We start from the raw sequence: 17,763 nt of genomic DNA, 5'->3' as shown, positions 1-17,763 counted from the left end.
GTACGGTGGTGTGGGAGGTCGAAACGGGAACTAATCCCGTTTCTCCTACCCGATTTTAGAGTTTGAGCTCAATTACCGCGAAGGCTCAATTTTGTTTTTGTTCTTTACGTATTTTTCCAGCCAGCTATCCATTTCATACAGCGTGTGGAGAATGGATTCTTTGGCCGCATAACCGTGACTTTCGTGAGGCAAGAACACCAATTTGGCAGTAGCCCCGTGTCCTTTCAGTGCATTGTAATAACGTTCCGATTGGATAGGGAAAGTGCCGGAATTATTGTCCGCTTCTCCATGAACCATCAGGAGTGGAGTTTTCACCTTGTGGGCAAAAGAGAAGGGAGACATGTTGAAATAAACCTCCGGTGCTTCCCAGTAGCTTCGTTGCTCATACTGGAATCCAAAAGGGGTCAAGGTTCGGTTATACGCTCCGCTTCGAGCGATACCGGCGGCAAATAAATCGGTGTGTGAAAGCAAATTGGCCGTCATAAAGGCACCGTAAGAGTGTCCTCCAACCCCAATTCTATTTCGGTCACCGATTCCCAACTCGACGATATGATCGATCGCAGCCTCGGCATTCGCGACCAATTGCTCAATAAAGTAGTCATTCGGCTCTTTGTCTCCTTCACCTACGATAGGCATCTCAGTCTGGTCCATAATCGCATAGCCCTGAGTCACCCAGTAGATTGGTGAACCCCAGCTTAATCGGGTAAATCGATACTTTGAGCCTCTTACCTGAGATGCGATTTCGGCTGATTTGTATTCTCTTGGATAAGCCCACATCAATACGGGTAGTGGTGCATCTTCGCCTGGTGTAAATCCTTCTGGGGTATAAATGACAGCTGAAAGATCCAAACCATCCTTACGTTTGTACTTGACCAATTGCTTGTTGATTCCTTTAATGGATTCATAAGGGTGAGCGAATGCGGTCACCTGCTGAGGAGCTATTCTTCTTTTGGTATTGACCAACCAATAATTAGGCTGGATGTCTGTACTTTCTTTCAGGGTAATGAATTCGGTTCCCTCATCATCCAAGACTTTGACCACACGCTCGTAAAATGGAGCTTCGGACCTCCATAGGATTTCTTGCTCTTTGGTTTTGGTATTAAATGTGGATAAGAAAGGCATACTTCCCTCTGGGCTTCCTCCCTCAGAAGTCATAAAAATCAAATCGCCTTTTCTCAAGAGCACATTTTCTCCAAATTCATTTTCAGTGTACATCGGACTTCCCGGATCATTGTAAATGTCGTCGTAAGAACGGTCAATGATTACGCGTTTTTCCTGGGCAGGATTAGATGGGTTGATGACGGATCGGATTTCTCGACGGGCACCGAACCAACGCTCATTTAAGATGGCAAAATCATCAGTTGACCAGGAAATTCCCCCAAAACGGAGTGAAGTAGTCGCTAATTTTTGCTTGCTTCCGGAAAATGGAGCAGCCAAGGTATAGACGATCTCACGCTCTTCCATTTCCACTTTGCCATCTCCGCCGTCTTGAGCTTCCACCCAATACAATACCGCAGGCTTATCTGCTCTCCAGTTGATGCTTCTTGGGCCAGTTACGGTCGCATCAAATCCTGTTGGTCTGACTTCGTCCAACGGAATCTGAGCGAAAGTTTTTACTTTTTGTCCCTCCTTGGACCAAATCTCCACATCATACGGGAAGCGAGAGGCTGGAACTAGGTAGGAAAATGGTTGCTTAATAATCTCTACAAGTAGGTAAGAACCGTCAGGAGAAAGATCAAAAGACTTGATCATAGCCTTCGGTCCAACGGCTTTTTTATTCCCATCAAGATCAACGAGCATCAGTTGAGTATCCATGAAGTAAGCAAAAAGTTGCTCATCGTAAGGATTGCTCAACAGATCCTGATAGGTTCTGGAAGGAGCAGCATCACCACTTGTTTCTTGAATTACTGGACCTGCAGGAGCAGCAGGTTCTTCTGGTATGGATCCGCGATCTGGATTATTGGCTTTGATCAGGATTTGATTTTCTGGGGTCCAAGTCATCACATTACCCATTACATCATTGAGAATGGGATCGGTTAGTTTTTTTGCTGTAAATGTCACCATATCTACCACCCACAGGCTGATGCCTTTAGCTTCGGTATTGGTAAAGGCCAGGTATTTTTCATCTTTAGAAAGCGCAAAACCACCCATGGCAGGGTTTTCTGGCAAGCTCTTGATTTGGATCTCCTCCCCACTCTTGGTCATCCGGATTTTAATATTTTCCACAGATCGACTTCTGGAAGGTCCAGAAGTAGCAGGATTGATTCGCATGCCGGCGATTCTCAGTTCAGGCTGGGCAAGCTCCGCAATGGTGGGATTTCCTGCACTTTCTAAAAGCATCATCCAATCTCCATCTTTGGAGAAGCGAACCGATGGGGTGTTTGGGGCGTTGACCAAATCCGCAATAGCACTGGGCGGAGTTTGGTAAGTTTGACCAAAAGCAGGCAAACAAAATGCTGCTACAACTAGCCAAATTAGGGATTGTAGTTTTCTTTTTAGGCTCATATTCATTTTATGATTTTAATACCCTAAAATAATCAACCCAGGCTGACTTTTTTCAGAAATCTTATCCAATGGTCAATCCCGTGTTTTAATGAATGCTTACTGGATAGCGATGGATTTAATGGAATTTGATTTAATTTTTTTAAAGATTTAATTACCTTGATTATCAAAAAAACCTTGCTATGAAAAAGTCAACTCCATTCGTTATTTTATTCTTCTTTAGCTGCATTTTTGGCTATGGACAAGCCATAAAACCCACTATTGGGCTTAATTTTTCTGATGTAAAATCTTCCGATGATGTCATCAATGGAAATGGAAGCTGGCAGGTCGGGCTCAGTGTGGAATTTGGAAAGAAAATGTATGTCGAGCCTGGACTGTTTTTCATCTCTAGGAGTTTTGCAATTCAAGATGGAAATACCCAGGGGATCAACATCAGTGATCCGGATTTTAAGGGAATTAGGATTCCGGTAAGTCTGGGAGCCTATCTGATTGGAAATGAAGAGTCCATTTTTGCCTGGAGAGGTTTTGTCGGGCCGTCGGCATTTCTTTACACCGATACTGGAGATATCAATCCAGATGAGTTGAATGATCCTGCATGGGGGGTATTTGCCGGGACGGGTTTAAATATCTGGATCCTGTTTGTAGATCTTTCCTATGAATGGTCGGTCAATGATATTTCTCCGGCTTTTGCTCAAATTGATTTTGGACGAACGAATGGATTTTTTGCTCAGACGGGTTTTCGACTCAAGTTTTGATCTTTTGATTGGAGACCAATAAAAAAGGCCAAGTTGATTTTGTTCAACTTGGCCTTTTTTCAGCGAAAGGATTTTTATTTTCCTTTTTCTCCGATAGAAATCATCGCACATCGGAATCCAATGTGATTGGTCGCAGAGTCTTGATGCATAAATCTACGCGTACCTGGCGCTAGCCAGTAGGTAACATCTCTCCAGCTTCCCCCTTTATAAACTCTGATTTCATCACTGAATTTGGATATTTCGTAGTTTTCTGCCTCATCCTGATACCCATCCTTTCGAACTGGATTTAGGTCATCAGCATCCTGATAAGTCAATGGACGATAAACATCATAAACCCACTCGTTCATATTTCCCGCCATATGATAAAGCCCAAAGTCATTGGGAGCCATGTCGTATACATTGGTAGGAAGGATCTCTCCATCGTTTCGCTGATTTCCAGAAATACCTCCATAGTCACCTCTACCACGCTTAAAGTTAGCTAGGAAATCCCCTTGCTTGCCTTTACGCTTGACATTATACGGATTTCTAACTCCTCGACCATCCCAGGGATATATTCGGCCATATTCCTGGTTTTCATCCAAATACTGTGTTCCAATCATCGCTTTGGCAGCATATTCCCATTCAGCTTCACTAGGAAGGCGGTAATCTGCAAGCGCAACTCCTCGCTCGATTAATTGTGATTTGGTGAACGAGGAGTCTATGCCACGCTCTTCACGAATAAGTTCTTGTACATATTCAGTTCTCCATTTGGCATAGGTATTGGCTTGTTGCCAAGATACTCCCGCTACGGGGTAAAAATTAAACCCTGGGAATCTGAAATAATACGATTGATACATGTCATTGAAGGACAAGGCCCCACCCCACACGTCTTCTCTTGGCTCAAGATTTGCCAATGAATCAGCACTCACTCGCTTTTTCATGTCGAAGAGAAATTCTCTAAAATCGTTATTGGTGATTTCAGTTTCGTCAAGGTAGAAATTGGCTACGGTAATTGTTCGCTCCAAATTGTCTCGGAAAGCCATCACATCCTCTTCTTGAGAACCCAAAACAGCCCTACCCCCTTGGATAAATTTCAAGTTTGGACCTGGAATTTGCTCCGCATTTTTGGCTACAAAAAAATTGGTCGAATCGTTTTCCTCAAAAGAAAATTCAGCTCCGGTGGTAGCACTTTTTTTTCCGGGATTGTTAGCGGTGCGTCGACCATAACCTGGAGTTTTGTTACAGGAAGAGAGCAAGGACCCTCCGACGATCATCAGAGCGGCGGCCCATATTCCATAGGATTTGTTACTAAAACGCATATGTTTTTTCGAGTTTAGATCAAGTTTAAAGCGCTAATATATAGCCTATAACAGGCACTTCCAATTGTAAATATCCTTCTATTTCAAGAGCGAAGGCTTTCAATTAAGCGAATTTGGTCATTTACGACAAATTTTGTGTGCGAAAGTGCAATATTTATGCCAGTTAAATTTTTTAATTTTTGATTTCAAGCATCTCTTTTAGCCATTTTTGGGCGGAAGAAATGCTCCCCACTTCAGTTACGGTAAGAATCAAACGATTTTTGTGTTCTTTTATTTTAAAATGTCGGGAATTCAATTGAGCAAACCTCATAATCTGCATAAACACCGGAGAGCTGTAAAAGTCTTCTCGACTCGCCGGTAGCAGGTAGCATTTCATCTGATTGCTTTTTAGGACTAGTTTTTCAATTCCCAATTTTTCTGCTTTCCAACGCAAACGCACCGTTTCCATTAAATCCACGACCGATTCGGGAACCGGGCCAAACCGATCCAGAAGCATTGCAGCGAATGCCTCCAATTCCTCCTCATTTTTGATCGAATCCAACTTGGAATACAATCCCAGTCGTTCACTGATATTGCCCACGTATTCCTCAGGGATTAACAGTTCCAAATCCGTTTCGATCGTACAATCCTGGACCAGCACTTTGACTTTTTCCTTTAGGTCCTCTTCAAAAAGTGCCGCAAATTCATTTTCCTTTAGTTCCTGAACCGCCTCGTCGAGAATCTTATGATACATTTCAAATCCCAAATCGGTAATGAATCCACTTTGTTCTGCCCCTAATAGATTTCCCGCACCCCGAATATCAAGGTCCTTCATGGCAACTTTGAACCCGTCACCCAAATCGGAAAACTCCTCTAAGGTTTGCAGTCGCTTCCGGGATTCCGGCGTCAATCCGGACATCGGCGGGGTTAAAAGGTAACAAAATGCTTTTTTATTACTTCGTCCGACTCTTCCGCGCATTTGATGGAGATCGCTTAGCCCAAACATATGAGCTCTGTTGATGATGATGGTATTGGCATTGGAAATGTCCAATCCCGACTCAATAATATTGGTAGAGACTAAAACATCGTATTCGTGATTGATAAAATCTACCATGACCTGCTCCAGTTTTTTGCCGTCCATTTGACCATGTGCTCCGACCACTCGTGCTTCCGGGACCAATTTCATGATCAGGTTTGCAATACTGTCGATTTCTCCTACCCGATTGTGGACAAAAAAGACTTGTCCACCGCGCCGCAACTCATAAGCGATGGCATCTCGTATCACTTCCTCTTGAAAAGTCTGAACTTCCGTAGTAACCGGTTGTCTGTTGGGGGGAGGAGTAGCAATGACCGATAAATCTCGGGCCCCCATGAGTGAAAAGTGAAGGGTTCGCGGGATCGGGGTCGCAGTTAAGGTTAAGACATCCACATTGACCCGAAGGTTTTTGAGTTGATCTTTAACTTTCACTCCGAATTTCTGCTCCTCGTCTATGACCAAAAGTCCCAAATCTCGAAAAACGATGTCTTTGTTCACAATCCGGTGTGTTCCCACCAAAATATCAATGTCACCGGTTTTGACCCGTTCGATAATTTCCTTGACTTGCTTGGCTGTGCGAAACCGGTTGATGTAATCCACATTGACTGGAAAATCAGCTAACCTTTCCTTAAAGGTTTGGTAATGCTGCATGGCCAAAATCGTGGTTGGAACCAATATTGCCACTTGTTTTCGGTCGTTCACGGCTTTGAATGCTGCCCGGATGGCCACTTCGGTTTTCCCAAAACCTACATCTCCACAAACTAATCGGTCCATCGGATAGGATTTTTCCATATCCGATTTCACATCTGAGGTTGCAATCGCTTGATCTGGGGTGTCTTCATAAATGAAGGAACTTTCCAGTTCCACTTGGAGGACGGAATCCGCGGAAAACGCATAACCCGAAGCCGATCTTCGCTTAGCGTAGAGCGCAATGAGATCTTTTGCAATGTCTTTTACCTGCTTTTTGGCGCGCTTCTTTTTATTTTCCCATTCAGGGGAGCCCAACTTGGACATCGATGGCATTTGCCCTTCCTGTCCCGAGTATTTGGAAATTTTGTGCAGGGAATGAATATTGACATAAAGCAAGTCGTCATCCCGAAACACCAAGCGGACGGCCTCTTGCATTTTACCGGCTACATCCACTTTTTCCAATCCGGCAAATCGACCGACACCGTAGTCCACGTGTACGATGTAATCGCCCGGGTGAAGGGCTTTGAGTTCCTTGATTGTGAGCGCTTTGGATTTACTGGCTTTTTTCCTGGATTTGTATCGGTGGAATCGCTCAAAAAGCTGGTGATCGGTAAAACATACCAACTTTTTGCTTCGGTCTTCAAACCCTTCTCTAAGCCCAATCAACATGCTTTGAACCTGTAAAGTGGGGTCCAATTCTTGGAATATCCCGATCAGTCGATCGATTTGTTTGCCATTTTCAGCAGTAATGATATTGGTAAATCCTTTCTTTTCATTCTCAGCTAAGTTACTGACCAGAAGGTCAAAATTTTTATTGAATGAAGGTTGCGGCTGAGAATCCCAGTCTAGGATAGTTGGGGTTTTGAGATAAAATTGCCGCCCAAATTCCACATGCGAAAATCCACTCACCATCCGGATAAAATCAGTTCCCTTGTCAAAAAGATCAGCAGGTTTCAATACCGTCTTGGTTTGATTGGTTTTGGCAAGGATTTGTTCAAAAGTCTGTTCAGCCTTATGATAGGCCTCTGTCATCACATCGGCTGTGAGCTGATAATCTTTAATCCAAAGGATGGCATGCTCAGGCAAAAACTCCAGAAAAGACTGACGCACTTCTTGAAGCAGCTTGGTTTGAGTATTGGGAATTAAAGAAATTTGATTGACCGAGGCTATCGAGAGTTGGGTTTCCGGATCAAAGGTTCGGATGCTTTCGATTTCTCTTCCAAAAAGTTCGATTCGGTAAGGGTGCTCATTGGAAAAGGAAAAGACATCCAAAATCCCTCCTCGGATGGCAAATTGTCCAGGTTCGTAGACAAAGTCTGTCCGCTCAAAATCATAGCTACTCAACAGCTCGGAGACAAACTCCATATCCACTTTTTCGCCTACACTAGCCGTAAAGGTATTTTCTTTTAGGGACCGCTTATTGATTACTTTTTCATAGAGCGCCTCCGGATAGGTAATGATAATTTTTGAGTTGTCTTTGTGCTCCAAAACCTGGTTTAAAATTTCAGATCGAAGCAGCACATTGGCATTATCCACTTCCTCGTATTGATAGGGACGCTTAAAACTGGAGGGAAAAATCAAGTGTTCCTCCAGCTCCAATAAACTTTGGAGATCTGAATTGAGGTAAGCGGCTTCTTCTTTGTCTTGGGCGATGATCAGATGAAAACCTCCCTTGCTGCGAAAGTAGCTTGCAAAAACCACCATGTCCAGACTTCCGGAAAGACCCCGAATCTGAAAACCGGCTTTGGTTTCAGAGGAAAGTTTTTCTGAGAAAGTCTGTAAAAAAGGATCAGATTGATATATGGAAAGGAAAGCCTGTACGTCCAAGGGATGGGAGGGATTTATAGGTTTGGGGTTGCAATTTAGTGGATTTGGATGGTTGAATCCCAAATTCATCTAATCAATAAAATTTTGAACCTAAGGGTTCGAAAATTGTTTTGCTCAACGTGAAGGCGCCCCAAAAACAACAAACATGGTTCCAGCGAATCGAAAATTTACATCCCTATGAGACACTCTTGTATTTGGGGATGTTTGGAAGTGGCTTGATTTTTTTGTTTTTGACTGTGGCCTTTCTGTTTTCAGGATTGGACCAGCTAAGTGGTATGAACCAAAAAATGCCTCTTTCGTTCTTAATTTCCACATTTTTGTTGGTGGTTAGTGGTTACACGGCTACGCGGATGCGGATATTTTACCAAGAGGAGCGCACCCAGAAAGTGATTGATTCCCTTCGGAACACCCTATTACTTGGACTGGTTTTTACATTTTTGCAAGTTTCCGGTTGGCAAGAGCTAGAGGCGATGGGAATCAGTTTTCAAGGTATTCCAAGTGGAAGTTTTCTTTATGTTTTGAGCGGAATCCATATCTTTCACTTGTTGGGAGCAATGATTTTTGCGGTAATTCTTTGGATCCAATTGAAAAAACATCAAGCCGATGAGATAAAAAAGTTGATTTTGTTAACCAATCCTTTTGAGAAGATGCGCATCCGGCTTTTTACCGTGTATTGGCAATTCATGGATGGGATTTGGTTGATTTTGTTTTTGTTATTTGTCCTTAGCCTTTGATATGAAAATTACGATAGAAACATGGGTCAATTCGTCTGTTCACCAAGTAAAGGCGGGTTTCAATGAATCACTTTTCAAAAAATTAAGTCCTCCTTTTCCTCCGGTAGAGCTCCTTCGGTTTGATGGGTCAAAAACTGGGGATTTGGTGTCTTTGGAGTTGAATTTTATCTTTTTCAAGCAAAAATGGACCAGTGAAATTACCGAAGACGGCTTAGTTGAAGGAGAATTTTTCTTTGTAGATGAAGGGATCGAATTACCTTTTTTTCTGAAAAAATGGAAGCATCGACACCGGGTAATCCAAAAGCAATCAGGGGCCGTCATTCGGGATGAAATCACCTATGCCGGACCCAATCATTTCATGACGCTTTTACTTTATCCTGCACTTTATTTGCAGTTTCTGTACCGAAAACCCATTTACAAAAAGCTCTTCAATAAAGGCTAAATTACCGTCTGATGATCACAGTTTGGAATTTGGCAATCTCCATATAGGACCAAGGAATGTGAGGTGATTTCGGATTGAAATTTCATTCCGATCATTTCTTTAATCTGATTGATTTTTGGATCAGAAAATTCCCGGATTTTTCGGCATTGATTGCAGACATGATGATCGTGATGCTTGTACGTGAGCGCTTGCTCGTAGAGTGCGACTTTGTCTTTGAATTGGTGTTTTACGGCTAAACCACTTTCAACTAAAAGATCCAAGGTATTATAAATTGTGGCGCGGCTTATGGTATATCCTTTATTGCGCATTTTCAGAAAAAGCCCTTCCACGTCAATATGCTCGTCTTCGGGAAGTGAATACAGTTCATCGATAACCGAATACCGCTCAGGGGTTTTACGACTTCCTTGCTTGAGAAGAAAATTTTCAAATATCTTTTTTGCTTTTTCGATTAGTGCTTTATCTGCCATGATCTCTTTTTTCCAAAAATAAAGATGAATCATTCTCATTTTTTTGACAACCATTGAGCGCTCTTAGATTCTAATTTGGTTTCAATCTAATTAAACCCTTTCGGTTTGTTTAAAACAAGTGGCCTGGGAAAACTGGTTATGTTTTTTGACAGTTGATTGTGAAAAACCGTATATTAAAGCATTCCCCGGAAATCGATTCATGGTAAAGAATAGTTGTTTTTCAATTTTTCTGCTCATCCTCCTTTCAGTAGAAAGCCTGGGTCAGGTACCTGGTTTTTTTATGAAAGAGGATAAGCGAAAGGTGGTATTGCCTTTTTATGCTTCCAATAGCTTGATCATCGTGCCGGTTTCGATCAATGGAAACCCACCGATGAATTTTTTAATTGACACGGGAGTTCGATCGAATATCCTATTTTCGAAAGATCTTGGGGATGCCTTAGGACTGGAATATACCCGCCGACTGAATCTCATGGGCGCTGACGGGAGTGATGAAATCATGGCCTCGGTCTCTCCAGTCAACCATTTTGATTTGGGACCCATTGAAGGCATCGCCCAAAGTCTGCTGGTTATTGAGGATAATTTTCTGGATTTGGAAGCTGTAGTGGGGGTGCCCATTTACGGGATCATCGGTTATGAGTTTTTTAAATTTAATCCGGTAAAGATTAATTATGACCATGAGCGAATTGATTTTTTTCAGGTCGATAGGTTGGGATGGAATAAGTTTTTTTTCAGAAAAATGGACTTAGAAATCGTTCAAAATAAGCCTTATATCCAATCTAAAATCCAACAAAAAGACGGGAGCCACCTTACCGCAAAGCTGCTCATTGATACCGGAGCAAATCACGGATTACTTTTGAATCGAGAAATCACCGAGGACATTACCATGCCTCCGATTTTTATTGCCGCTGAGTTGGGCCAAAGTCTTGGAGGACTCCTGTATGGCTATATCGGCAGGGTGGACTGGTTGAAAATTGCTGGCTTCAAGCAGCAGGAGGTCTTGACCTCCTATCCAGATGAGACCGCATTTTCTTACCTCATTAAAAATACCGGACGACTGGGGAGTTTGGGTTCCGAAGTTTTGGGTCGCACGCGTTTGATCTTAGATTATCCCAATGAAAAAGCCTACATCAAAAAAGGAGATGCTTTTTATGCACCCTACCAATACGATATGAGCGGATTGACTGTGCGGAAGACTCCTTCGGATGAAAAGCGGTTTTATGTGGGCGATGTGCGGGCAGGCTCTCCTGCTGGACAGGCAGGGGTATTACCCTTCGATGAGATTTTGAGTATCAATAAAATCCCAGTTTTGATTTGGGAGCTTTCAGAGGTGATCAAGCTCTTGAGGTCCGAAGAAGGGCGAACGATTGAAATTGAAGTGCGTCGTTATTTTGATGAGGATTTGGTCCAGTATGAGGATTTTACTTATCAGTTTACTCTCCGAAAGCAAATTTGAAATCAGCGAATGATCTGGTTTAAATTTCATACTTTTGAACCGGCAAAATTTTGGACAACCAATTTCAAAAAAAACCGTCCTTAGAGAAGTTTTCTAACCAAAACACACTATGAAAAAATTAGTAATCCCTATTGCAATTTTAGCGATTATCGGTGTATTTGTTTACACCAAAGCTGTCGGTACCTATAATATGTTTGTCCAAACGGAGGAGCAGGTTAACGGTCAATGGGCAGAAGTAGAAACCCAATACCAGCGAAGGGCAGATTTAATTCCTAATCTAGTTAGCACGGTTAAAGGCTATGCGGATTTTGAACAGGAAACGCTAACGGGTGTTGTGGAAGCACGAGCAAAAGCCACTTCCATGAATATTGATGCCAATGATTTGAGCCCAGAAAACATCGAGCAGTTTCAAGCCGCACAAGACCAGCTCTCAGGAGCATTGAGCAGATTATTGGTGACAGTAGAGCGCTATCCTGATCTCAAAGCCAATCAAAACTTTTTGGAGCTTCAGGCTCAGTTGGAGGGAACCGAAAACCGGATTGCCGTAGCTCGTAGAAATTTCAACGAGTCGGTAATCACCTACAATACCAATTTGAGAACCTTTCCAAATAACATCTTTGCAGGATGGTATGGTTTTGAAACCAAGGGAACCTTTGAGGCTGCTGCAGGGGCGGAAAATGCACCTACAGTGGAGTTTTAAATAATTAGCTATGGCTAAAAAATTATTCTCCGATGAGGAGAGAAAACAAATAGTAGCAGCAATTCGAACAGCAGAAAATCAAACTTCCGGAGAGATTCAGGTGCACATCGAAAATCACTGTCGAGGAGATGTGCTGGATCGGGCTGCCGAAGTATTTGAAACCCTAAAAATGTATCAAACTGCTCAGCGAAATGGAGTATTATTTTACCTGGCGGTATCCGATCATAAATTTGCCATTTTGGGAGATGCGGGGATCAACCGGGTTGTTCCAACTAACTTTTGGGAAAGTATCAAAGACCACATGACTGCCAGATTCAGGTTGGGTGAATTCACCCTGGGCCTGATAGATGGAATTCATCGGGCTGGAGAGCAATTGGCTACGCATTTCCCCCATCAGGGGGATGAGGATGAAAACGAACTATCAGATGAGATTTCCTTTGGGGCTTAACGTCCTTTTCTTCAGTTTCTTTCTTAGTGTTCAAGCGATTGTTTTCGCTCAGGATTTTCCTCCTGTGCCCAATCCGCCACGACTGGTCAATGATTTTGCTGGAGTGCTTTCTTCCGATCAAGTCGCCCGATTGGAAACTAAACTGTCCGCCTACAATGACAGCACTTCCTCACAGATCGCAGTCGTTTTGATTAAATCGGTCGGCCCCTACGACATTTCCGATTATGCCTTTCAACTCGGAGATCTCTGGGGAATTGGAGGAGGAGAAAATGATAACGGAATCCTGATCCTGGGCGCCATGGACGACCGGGAAGTTTTCATTGCAACTGGATATGGTCTGGAAGGGGCAGTACCAGATGCTCTGGCAAAACGTATCGTGACCAATTTGATTATCCCCAATTTTAAAAAGGAGGATTACTACACAGGGTTGGATCAAGCCACGGATATGATTATCAAATTGGCCTCAGGAGAGTACCAGGCAGAGGAGGTCATGTCCGATGGCAATAGCGGAGGGGCCCTGATTGTATTTTTGCTATTCATCGTGATTTTTGTCGTTTTGCCGATGCTTAAAAATCGAAATGATAACAATAACCACATGGGTGGTCGTGGCGGTGGAGTAGATTTATGGACTACGATCATGCTTGCCAATATGCTGAAAGGCAGTGGAGGAAAATTTGGTGATTTCTCCAGTGGTGGTGGAAGTTTTGGAGGGGGTGGCGGCTTTGGCGGTTTCGGAGGCGGTAGCTTCGGAGGCGGCGGAGCTGGAGGGTCTTGGTGATCAAAAAGATAAAATAAAAAAAGCGCCATGTTTGGCGCTTTTTTGATCTATACACAAACCGAATTAACCCACTCTTTCAATTTGGGAGAAATAGAAATTTCCCTCGATAGCGGCATTTTCATCAGAATCTGATCCGTGTACAGCATTTGCCTCAATGGATTTGGCAAAAATCTTTCGGATAGTTCCTTCTGCTGCATTTGCTGGATTGGTTGCCCCGATCAGGGTTCTGAAATCCTCTACCGCATTGTCTTTTTCCAAAATAGCGGCGATAATCGGTCCAGAAGACATATAGGAACAAAGGTCTTGATAGAATGGTCTTTCTTGATGTACTTCATAAAATTTACCAGCTAACTCTGGAGTCAGTTGGGTCGCTTTCATCGCTACGATTTTAAAACCTGCTTCTTCGATCATTTTAAGGATTGCTCCAGAATTGCCCGCTTCAAATGCGTCAGGCTTGATCATGGTGAATGTTCTGTTTCCTGCCATGTGTTTTTGAGTTTACATTGGTTTAATTCGGGCGCAAAAATAGGGGAATAGAAATCAGAATCCGAGTGAATCTGTCGAATATTCCCTTATTCGATTCATTTTCAGTAAAATGACCGAGTTGGCATTTGCAAAAAAAATCATGACCTTTGCGGACTACTAGTGCCTAAGTGCCGTTGAATAGATATAAATGGAAGCATTAGCCTCATTTAAGAAAGAACTTTCCTCATCAAAAAAAATATTTATCACCACTCACGTCAAACCTGATGCCGATGCGCTGGGATCCTCTTTGGGATTGGCTAACTATCTGCTCAAGAAAGGTCATGAGGTCACGGTGGTCACGCCCACAGACTATCCTTCATTTTTGAATTGGATGGAGGGCAATGATACCGTGCTGGATTTTAGTCGAGAGGATTTGAAGCCAGCTGCCCAAAAAGCCCTTTTGGAAGCAGACATGATATTCTGCTTGGATTTTTCGGCTTTGGGTCGGGTAAATGAACTGGGAGAGATGATCCGTCAATCGGATGCCTTTATCGTTAACATCGATCATCATCAGGATCCGGAGGATTTTGCAGATTTTCGCTATTGGAGTACACAGGCTGCGGCAACGTGTGAGCTTGTTTATGAGCTGATTGTAAATCTAGGGGATAAAGCATTGATTGATAAGGATATTGCTGAGTGTCTCTACGCTGGGATTATGACCGATACGGGTGGATTTCGACATCCCAATACCACCAAAAATGTCCATTTGGTCGTTGCCGAATTAATTGATATCGGAGCAAATGCCTCTCAGATCGCCAACTGGATTTATGATTCCAATTCGATCAATCGACTCAAGTTTATTGGCTTTGCCATCAGCAGGAGATTGATTATTCGAGAAGACCTTCATACGGCCTACTTTGCAATAGGAAAAAAAGATCTTAAAAAATATCAAAGCCGTACTGGTGACACCGAAGGATTGGTGAATTATGCTTTATCTTTGGACGGAATCAAAATTGCTGCGCTATTTTCTGAGCGGGAGGATGGAATAAAAATTTCCTTTCGATCCACTGTTGATGTAGCGATCAATAAATTTGCTGCGTCCTACTTCAATGGAGGAGGACACAAAAATGCGGCCGGAGGGAAATCCGAACTGAGCCTGAAAGAAACGATCGAGCGATTTGAATCCTTGGTCGATGAGCATCAGGATGAATTGTTTCATCAAGAAACTGTCTCAGCGGATTGAACCGAGGGCCTTTATACGTGAAAAAAACCATCAAATCTTTATGAAAAATTCCAAAAGCCTTTTGGCTATCCTAGCGGTGGTGCTAGGCCTAAGTGTTTCCTCCTGTCAGAAAACCAAAGTAACAGAAAAGGACGGCATAGAGTACAGCTACATTGAAGAAGGGGCTCAAAAGCCAGAAAATGGAGAATATGTACTTTATCACCTTGAGATCAAAAACGGGGAGGATTCGGTAATTTATACCACTTTGGAGCAGCCTTTTCCAGGCTATCTTCAGGCCAATGATTCTACCCCAACCAATAATGGGATGGATGAGATTTTCCTCAATTTGAAAAAAGGGGATAGCATTGCCTTTGAGTCTACTGCAGAAACCATCTTCGGTCCTAATTTCCCTCCATTTCTGGAAGCGGGAGAGGCAGTCAAAGTTCGTTTAGGAGCTTTCGAAATCATGGACGAGGCAGGGATTCAGGATTACTTTGCCAAAGTGATGGAAAAGGAGAATGCCGAAAAGGCCGAGCGAGCCAAAGTCTTGATCGTTGAGGAAGGAAAAACCATCGAGGAGTACGCCGCAGAAAACAACATCGAAGTGCAGAAAACTGAAAATGGGCTGTATTATTCCATCGAAGAGGAGGGTACTGGCGAGGAAGTGACTCCGGGCACGACCATGTATGTCAACTATGCCGGATACCTATTGGACGGAACCTTATTTGATACCTCTTGGGAAGAGATCGCTAAAGAAAATAATGTTTATTCTGAGCAGCGTGCTTATGAACCACTTCCGGTCAATGTTGGAATGGGTCAGGTGATTCCAGGATGGGATGAGGGGTTATTGCTCCTTAAAAAAGGGTCTAAGGCCAAATTTTTGATCCCTTCTCCGCTTGCCTATGGAGAAAATGGAGCTGGAGCAACGATAGGTCCCAACTCTATTTTGATCTTTGACGTTGAAGTCACAGACGTGCAAAAATAAACGACGTTTACTGAGTAAAATCAAACTAAACCACATATGCTAAAATCAATTCGTTTTTCTCTGGTTCTACTTTTTCTAGTAGGATTTGGTCTAAGCTCCTGTATTGATAATGAATCTACAGTGGAGGCCATCTTGATCAAGGATAAGGAGGCTATAGCTGAATACCTTGCTGAAAATCCACTGGAAGGTGAAAAGGAGTTTATCGATGAATTCACCGGAGTTCACATGTTTTGGCATAGGGTGTCAGAAAGTGAAATTAAACCTGAGATCGGGGATACCCTTTCGGTAGATTATGTGGGAAAATTATTGAGCAACCGAGTTTTTGATACTTCAGTGGAGCAAATTGCTCGGGACAATGATGTGTATAATGAAAATCGAGAATATGGTCCTCTTCGATATAGACTTTCAAATCAACTTCAGTTAATAGAGGGTTTTGAATCGGCCGTTAGTTTGATGGAAGAAGGCGATAGTGTGACCGTCATTTTCCCCTCCATCTATGGTTATGGTTCGGCAGGTAGTCAAGGTGGACCAGTTCCGATTCCACCCAATTCTCCGATAATTTTCGGAATCGAACTTCTTGATATCAAAAAACCAACGAATTAATGAATCGTACTAATCCTTATTTTTCTGTCTTTTCTCTTCTTTTGGCTGTGGCAATTTCCGCCTGCGAGCCCACCAATCCTTTTGGTAATGGTCCCACCTACAACATCGAGGAAAACCTCGAAAGAGACCGGGTCATTATTGACGAGTATTTGGCAAATGCCGAGATTGATAGCCTCTATCGAATTCACCATGAAAGCGGAGTCATCATCATCGTTCAGGAGGAAGGAGAAGGTACTCGACCCATGGTTGGATCTGTGGTTTACACCGATTACACGGGATCTTTGATTTCTGATGGGACGGTATTCGACACGAGCTTTGAGGATGTGGCCAGAGAAAACGATTTGTTTGACGAAGAAAGAGAGTACCTACCCATCCAATTCACTGTAGGTCGTGCTGAAGTAATTCAAGGTTGGGAGATTGGGTTTCAACGCCTGAGACCGGGATCCAAGGCTGTCTTACTAATCCCTTCCCCCTATGCATATCGGGATGCAGACCGCGAAGCTATCCCCCCTAATTCTGTGCTTCGATTTGATGTGGATTTCTTAGGAATTGATTAAGGAAAAGGGCTTCGGCCCTTTTTTTGTCTTCTTTAGTTTTTTTCGTCTATGGTCACATGGAAAACCCTGTAGAATCATTTTTGTGCGTCGACCACTCGACTTGGGTGGGTCAGGTGGCAAAAATAAGGTGATTAGAGTTGATTTTTAAGGGTCAGGTGGAATCTCCGGGGGGTATTGTTCTACCCATGTCTGATTCCACATCATGCTCGATTTCAAAAAAGATTACTTTCTCCAACTCGGGATCAGCGGGGGGACTTTTTGTTGGTATCGCTTATACGAATCGCCGAATTTTTCCATGAGATTTTTTTCCTCAAAATAAATCCCAATGGGCAGGTAAATCACCAAACATGCTAAATGAATCATTGCGGTACCAGTTCCGGCTACCAGCAAATAACCTAAAGCAATCAACAGGAGCCCTGCATACAAAGGATGTCTTATTTTTCCGTAAAGCCCACTTTTTATCAGGTTTTCCTTCTCCGGTGAAGCAGGATTTAGACCCAAGAATTGCTTTATAGACCAGGCTTTGCTGCTTTTGACTGAGAGAATGGTCCCAAAAGTAGCCAGAAGGTATCCCAAATAGACGATCAGATTACTTTCTTTGAAAATCCGATCTGGTTTGATGAGAACAGCTTGTATCAGGATTGCCAAAAACAAAAGGATGGAAAAGGTAGAATAAAAAAGTCTGTACCATTTATAGCCTGAAGCTAATTTCTCCTTAAGAATTCTTTTTAACTTGGAGCTGGCTAAGAAACTGTGGAGGCCGTAAAAGATCGCCCAGCTTCCGGCTAAGAGTAGATATTCCATTGAAAGTGATTACCCAGT

General features: G+C 43.0%; 17 protein-coding genes. 11 read left to right on the top strand and 6 right to left on the bottom strand.

What is annotated here, in order from left to right; genetic code table 11:
• Window positions 1-72: 72 nt before the first annotated feature.
• On the bottom strand, window positions 73-2,505 hold the full coding sequence (locus tag Q0L00_RS11015) for a prolyl oligopeptidase family serine peptidase (protein ID WP_297336925.1): 2,433 nt from the start codon (window positions 2,503-2,505) through the stop codon (window positions 73-75).
• Between the two features lie 179 nt (window positions 2,506-2,684).
• Between Q0L00_RS11015 and Q0L00_RS11010 the strand changes: the two genes are divergently transcribed.
• Window positions 2,685-3,257 carry an outer membrane beta-barrel protein gene (locus Q0L00_RS11010; RefSeq protein WP_297336924.1) on the top strand — a complete coding sequence of 191 codons (573 nt, stop codon included), beginning with the start codon at window positions 2,685-2,687 and terminating at the stop codon, window positions 3,255-3,257.
• 74 nt (window positions 3,258-3,331) lie between these two features.
• On the opposite strand, the gene gldJ is transcribed toward Q0L00_RS11010, so the two are convergent.
• Entirely contained in the window at window positions 3,332-4,555 is a 1,224-nt protein-coding gene (gene gldJ / locus Q0L00_RS11005) for a gliding motility lipoprotein GldJ (RefSeq protein ID WP_297336923.1), read from the bottom strand.
• 172 nt (window positions 4,556-4,727) lie between these two features.
• Window positions 4,728-8,087, bottom strand: a complete 3,360-nt coding sequence (mfd, locus tag Q0L00_RS11000) for a transcription-repair coupling factor (protein WP_297336928.1) — start codon at window positions 8,085-8,087, stop codon at window positions 4,728-4,730.
• Window positions 8,088-8,206: 119 nt separating this feature from the next.
• Here mfd and Q0L00_RS10995 point away from each other — a divergent pair, with 119 nt between their 5' ends.
• Both Q0L00_RS10995 and Q0L00_RS10990 read left to right on the top strand, forming a co-directional pair.
• Window positions 8,207-8,821 carry a cytochrome c oxidase subunit 3 gene (locus tag Q0L00_RS10995; protein ID WP_297336922.1) on the top strand — a complete coding sequence of 205 codons (615 nt, stop codon included), beginning with the start codon at window positions 8,207-8,209 and terminating at the stop codon, window positions 8,819-8,821.
• Between the two features lies 1 nt (window position 8,822).
• Complete coding sequence (locus tag Q0L00_RS10990; protein WP_297336921.1) at window positions 8,823-9,263, top strand: hypothetical protein; 441 nt, start codon at window positions 8,823-8,825, stop codon at window positions 9,261-9,263.
• Here the strand turns inward: Q0L00_RS10990 and Q0L00_RS10985 are convergent.
• On the bottom strand, window positions 9,260-9,730 hold the full coding sequence (locus Q0L00_RS10985; RefSeq protein ID WP_297336927.1) for a transcriptional repressor: 471 nt from the start codon (window positions 9,728-9,730) through the stop codon (window positions 9,260-9,262). The genes Q0L00_RS10990 and Q0L00_RS10985 overlap by 4 nt on opposite strands.
• Window positions 9,731-10,010: 280 nt before the next feature.
• Here Q0L00_RS10985 and Q0L00_RS10980 point away from each other — a divergent pair, with 280 nt between their 5' ends.
• The 4 genes from Q0L00_RS10980 (at window position 10,011) to Q0L00_RS10965 (ending at window position 13,109) form a co-directional block, all read left to right on the top strand.
• Entirely contained in the window at window positions 10,011-11,183 is a 1,173-nt protein-coding gene (locus Q0L00_RS10980; RefSeq protein WP_297336920.1) for an aspartyl protease family protein, read from the top strand.
• Window positions 11,184-11,292: 109 nt separating this feature from the next.
• Entirely contained in the window at window positions 11,293-11,883 is a 591-nt protein-coding gene (locus tag Q0L00_RS10975; RefSeq protein ID WP_297336919.1) for a LemA family protein, read from the top strand.
• A 10-nt stretch (window positions 11,884-11,893) separates the two neighbouring features.
• The gene (locus Q0L00_RS10970; RefSeq protein ID WP_297336918.1) at window positions 11,894-12,331 is read left to right on the top strand and encodes a TPM domain-containing protein; all 438 of its coding nucleotides are present in this window, start codon (window positions 11,894-11,896) and stop codon (window positions 12,329-12,331) included.
• Window positions 12,309-13,109 carry a TPM domain-containing protein gene (locus Q0L00_RS10965; RefSeq protein ID WP_297336917.1) on the top strand — a complete coding sequence of 267 codons (801 nt, stop codon included), beginning with the start codon at window positions 12,309-12,311 and terminating at the stop codon, window positions 13,107-13,109. The genes Q0L00_RS10970 and Q0L00_RS10965 overlap by 23 nt, the downstream gene beginning before the upstream one ends.
• A 63-nt stretch (window positions 13,110-13,172) precedes the next feature.
• Here the strand turns inward: Q0L00_RS10965 and Q0L00_RS10960 are convergent, their stop codons facing one another.
• Window positions 13,173-13,595, bottom strand: a complete 423-nt coding sequence (locus tag Q0L00_RS10960) for a nucleoside-diphosphate kinase (protein ID WP_297336916.1) — start codon at window positions 13,593-13,595, stop codon at window positions 13,173-13,175.
• Between the two features lie 187 nt (window positions 13,596-13,782).
• On the opposite strand from Q0L00_RS10960, the gene Q0L00_RS10955 reads away from it, so the two are divergent.
• The 4 genes from Q0L00_RS10955 to Q0L00_RS10940 are packed head-to-tail and all read left to right on the top strand — an operon-like array spanning window position 13,783 to window position 16,941.
• A complete protein-coding gene (locus tag Q0L00_RS10955) occupies window positions 13,783-14,817 on the top strand; it encodes a bifunctional oligoribonuclease/PAP phosphatase NrnA (protein ID WP_297336915.1) in 1,035 nt (344 codons plus the stop codon).
• Window positions 14,818-14,857: 40 nt separating this feature from the next.
• Window positions 14,858-15,781: an FKBP-type peptidyl-prolyl cis-trans isomerase gene (locus Q0L00_RS10950; RefSeq protein WP_297336914.1), complete on the top strand. Its 924-nt coding sequence runs from the start codon at window positions 14,858-14,860 to the stop codon at window positions 15,779-15,781.
• A 36-nt stretch (window positions 15,782-15,817) separates the two neighbouring features.
• Window positions 15,818-16,384, top strand: coding sequence for an FKBP-type peptidyl-prolyl cis-trans isomerase (locus tag Q0L00_RS10945; RefSeq protein ID WP_297336913.1), 567 nt, complete (start codon window positions 15,818-15,820; stop codon window positions 16,382-16,384).
• Complete coding sequence (locus tag Q0L00_RS10940) at window positions 16,384-16,941, top strand: FKBP-type peptidyl-prolyl cis-trans isomerase (protein ID WP_297336912.1); 558 nt, start codon at window positions 16,384-16,386, stop codon at window positions 16,939-16,941. The genes Q0L00_RS10945 and Q0L00_RS10940 overlap by 1 nt, the downstream gene beginning before the upstream one ends.
• 222 nt (window positions 16,942-17,163) lie before the next feature.
• Here Q0L00_RS10940 and Q0L00_RS10935 read toward each other — a convergent pair whose 3' ends face one another.
• Window positions 17,164-17,745 (bottom strand): isoprenylcysteine carboxylmethyltransferase family protein, encoded by a 582-nt coding sequence (locus Q0L00_RS10935; protein ID WP_297336911.1) that lies wholly within the window; start codon window positions 17,743-17,745, stop codon window positions 17,164-17,166.
• Window positions 17,746-17,763: the final 18 nt, after the last annotated feature.

The organism is Algoriphagus sp. (genome assembly GCF_024305035.1).
Taxonomy (GTDB): Bacteria; Bacteroidota; Bacteroidia; order Cytophagales; family Cyclobacteriaceae; genus Algoriphagus.
The sequence above is the reverse complement of the archived record's forward strand: the minus strand, read 5'-3'. Positions and strand labels throughout refer to the sequence as shown.